The sequence below is a fragment of the Ruegeria aquimaris genome (assembly GCF_025751555.1).
In the GTDB taxonomy this organism is placed as follows: Bacteria; Pseudomonadota; Alphaproteobacteria; order Rhodobacterales; family Rhodobacteraceae; genus Ruegeria_B; species Ruegeria_B aquimaris.
On record NZ_JAOWLB010000052.1, the window covers coordinates 1 to 3,756 of the forward strand.

Annotated in this window: 3 protein-coding genes; all 3 read left to right on the forward strand. The window is 66.4% G+C overall.

The genetic code is table 11. The features are described from left to right. On the forward strand, positions 1-148 hold a 148-nt coding region (locus tag OE747_RS24455), incomplete at its 5' end, for a 2Fe-2S iron-sulfur cluster-binding protein (RefSeq protein WP_263831042.1). A 49-nt stretch (positions 149-197) separates the two neighbouring features. Beyond that, a complete protein-coding gene (locus OE747_RS24460) occupies positions 198-2,564 on the forward strand; it encodes a xanthine dehydrogenase family protein molybdopterin-binding subunit (RefSeq protein WP_263831040.1) in 2,367 nt (788 codons plus the stop codon). Positions 2,565-2,661: 97 nt separating this feature from the next. Then, a complete protein-coding gene (locus OE747_RS24465; RefSeq protein ID WP_263831041.1) occupies positions 2,662-3,453 on the forward strand; it encodes an FAD binding domain-containing protein in 792 nt (263 codons plus the stop codon). Positions 3,454-3,756: the final 303 nt, after the last annotated feature.

Sequence of the window (3,756 nt, forward strand, 5' to 3'; positions counted from 1 at the left end):
GCTGCTCAAGGAGAACCCGACGCCCAGCGAGGCCGAGGTGAGGGCGCATCTTGAGGGGAACCTGTGCCGCTGCACCGGCTATCACAACATCGTCAAGGCGGTTCTGGCGGCATCCGGTCAGGATGTGAGCGGGATCGCGGCGGAATAGGCGCCTTCGGGATTTTCCGCGGGACTTCATTTTTGGGAGGAGACGAGACATGCCCAAGGACAGTGGCATCGGGGCCAGCAGCAAGCGGCGCGAGGACGTGCGCTTTCTGACCGGCGCCGGCAATTACACCGACGACATCAACATTCACGGCCAGGCTTACGTGTTTTTCCTGCGCTCGGACATGGCGCATGGGCGGATCGTGTCGCTGGACACGTCTGCCGCGGCGGCGATGCCCGGCGTTGTGCGCATCTTTACCGGCGCCGATTTCGAGGGCGTGGGCGGTCTGCCCTGCGGCTGGCAGGTGACCGACAGGCATGGCCAACCGATGGCGGAGCCTGGGCATCCGGTGCTGGCGCAGGGCAAGGTGCGCCATGTGGGCGACCCGATCGCGGCGGTGGTGGCCGAGAGCCCCGAACAGGCGCGTGACGCGGCCGAGGCGATCGGGGTCGAGATCGAGGAACTGCCGGCGGTGATCGACATGAAGGCGGCGCTGGCCGAGGGCGCGGCGAAGGTGCATGACGATCTGCCGTCGAACCTCTGTTATGACTGGGGTTTCGTCGAGGAGAACAAGGGCGCGGTGGATGCGGCCTTTGCCAAGGCGGCGCATGTGACGACGCTGGAGCTGGTGAACAACCGGCTGGTGGCCAACCCGATGGAACCGCGGGTGGCGATCGGCGACTATGCCCGGGCGACGGGAGACTCGACGCTTTATACCACCAGCCAGAACCCGCATGTGATCCGGCTTCTGATGGGGGCCTTCGTGCTGGGCATCCCCGAGCACAAGCTCAGGGTGGTGGCGCCCGATGTGGGGGGCGGTTTTGGCTCGAAGATCTTCCATTATGCCGAGGAGGCGTTCTGCACCTTTGCAGCCAAGGCGCTGGCGCGGCCGGTCAAATGGACCTCGTCGCGGTCCGAGGCCTTCATGTCGGACGCGCATGGGCGCGACCATGTGACGAAGATCGAGCTGGCGCTGGACGAGAACAACAACTTCACCGCGCTCCGGACCGAGACGCTGGCCAACATGGGCGCCTATCTGTCGACCTTTGCGCCGAGCGTGCCGACCTGGCTGCATGGCACGCTGATGGCGGGCAATTACAAGACGCCGCTGATCTATGTGAACGTGAAGGCGGTGTTCACCAACACGGTGCCGGTGGATGCCTATCGCGGCGCCGGGCGGCCCGAGGCGACATTCCAGCTGGAGCGCGTCATCGACAAGGCGGCGCGCGAGCTGGGGGTGGACCCGATCGCGCTGAGGCGTCAGAACTTCGTGACCGAGTTCCCCTATCAGACGCCGGTTGCGGTGGTCTATGACACCGGCGACTACAACGCCACGATGGACAAGCTGGAAGAGATCGCCGACATCGCGGGCTTTGCGGCGCGGCGGGCGGAGTCCGAGGCGCGCGGCAAGCTGCGCGGTCTGGGCGTGAACTGCTATATCGAGGCCTGCGGCATCGCGCCCTCGAACCTGGTGGGGCAGCTGGGCGCGCGGGCGGGTCTTTACGACGCGGCGACGGTGCGGGTGAACGCGACCGGCTCGATCTCGGTGATGGTGGGGGCGCACAGCCACGGCCAGGGCCACGAGACGGCGTTTCCGCAGGTGGTGGCCGAGATGCTGGGGATCGACGAGAGCATGATCGAGATCGTGCATGGCGATTCCAGCAAGATCCCGTTCGGGATGGGCACCTATGGCTCGCGCAGCCTGGCGGTCTGCGGCTCGGCCATGGTGCGGGCGACCGAGAAGATCATCAACAAGGCCAAGAAGATCGCGGCGCATCTGATGGAGGCCTCGGAGGCCGATATCGAGCTGAAGGGCGGCCAGTTCACGGTTGCGGGCACGGATAAATCCGTGGCCTGGGGCGACGTGACGCTGGCGGCTTATGTGCCGCACAACTACCCGCTGGAGGATATCGAGCCGGGGCTGGAGGAGACGGCGTTCTACGACCCGTCGAACTTCACCTATCCGGCCGGGGCCTATGCCTGCGAGGTGGAGGTGGACCCCGAGACCGGCAAGGTGACGGTGGAGCGGTTCAGCGCGGCCGATGATTTCGGCAATATCGTCAACCCGATGATCGTGTCGGGGCAGGTGCATGGGGGACTGGGCCAGGGGATCGGCCAGGCGCTCTTGGAGAACTGCGCCTATGATCCGGAGACCGGGCAGCTGCTGAGCGCATCCTACATGGATTACGCGATGCCGCGGGCCGACGATGTGCCGTTCTATGCGGTGGATCATTCCTGCGCCACGCCCTGCACCCACAACCCGCTGGGGGTGAAGGGCTGCGGCGAGGCCGGGGCCATCGGCAGCCCGCCTTCGGTGGTCAACGCGGTGATCGACGCGCTGCAATCGGGTGGCAGGAACGTCACCCATATCGACATGCCGATGAGCCCCGCGCGGGTCTGGTCGGCGATGCAGGGCTGAGACGAGAGGGCGGACCGGGGGCCAGCCCCCGGACCCCCGGGATATTTTCAGCAAGAGGAAAGGGCAGGGACCCGGAGCCTCTTGGAGGAGGAGCGAGATGTATAATTTCGAATTTGAGCGGCCCGGCAGCGTGGCCGAGGCGGTGGCGGCGCTGGCATCGGAAGGGGCGCAGGCGCTGGGAGGCGGGCAGACCCTGATCCCGACGCTGAAGCAGCGGCTGGCGGCGCCGGAGAAGCTGGTGTCGCTGGGCGGCATCGCCGAGATCAAGGGTGTCTGCGTCAATGACGACGGTTCGGTCTCGGTGGGGGGTGGCACCCCCCATGCCGAGGTGGCGCGGGCGGCGGCGGCGCATTACCCGGCGCTGGCGGCGCTGGCGGGCGGCATCGGCGACCCGGCGGTGCGCAACCGCGGCACGATCGGCGGCAGCCTGGCCAATAACGACCCCTCGGCCTGCTACCCGGCGGCGGCGCTGGGATCGGGGGCGGTGATCGTGACCGACCGGCGCGAGATCGCGGCGGATGACTATTTCCAGGGCCTGTTCACCACCGCGCTGGAGGAGGGTGAGATCATCACCGGCGTGCGTTTCCCGGTACCCGAGGCGGCGAATTACCAGAAGTTCGTGCAACCCGCCTCGCGCTTTGCGCTGGTAGGGGTGTTTGTGGCAAAATACGCAGGCGGCGTGCGCGTGGCGGTCACCGGCGCCTCCGAGGACGGCGTGTTCCGCTGGTCCGAGGCCGAGGCGGCGCTGAACCACAACTTCAAGCCCGAGGCGCTGACGGACCTCACCCTCGACCCAGACGGCATGATCGCAGACCTGCACGGCTCAAAACCCTACCGCGCACATCTCGTCACCGTCATGACCAGACGCGCCGTAACAGCCGCAGGTTAGCACCCCGCGCCGACTCAGAGTTTGCAACCGCAAACTCTGGCCGCAAAATTTCCATCGAAATTTTGCATCCGAAGGCCAAGTGTCTTTGCGGGAGACCGAAACAGGAAAACCCTGCCCGTCGGGCAGGGTTCAGCGCCCTGACAAACCCCGTCGTTTTGGCGGGGTTTTGTTTTGAGGAAAGAGGGTGTGAGATGGCTCAGGCCGCCCGATGCGGGGCAATCCATAGGGCCATTGCGATCTTTCTGATGTTCCGGGCAGCGGCGGCGAGGAGGGCTTGGCTCCCGACCTCGGCGCGGGACCGGA

Coding starts and splice junctions, on each gene's coding strand:
- OE747_RS24460 (WP_263831040.1), top strand. CDS start 198: ATGCCCAAGGACAGTGGCATCGGGGCCAGCAGCAAGCGGCGCGAGGAC.
- OE747_RS24465 (WP_263831041.1), top strand. CDS start 2,662: ATGTATAATTTCGAATTTGAGCGGCCCGGCAGCGTGGCCGAGGCGGTG.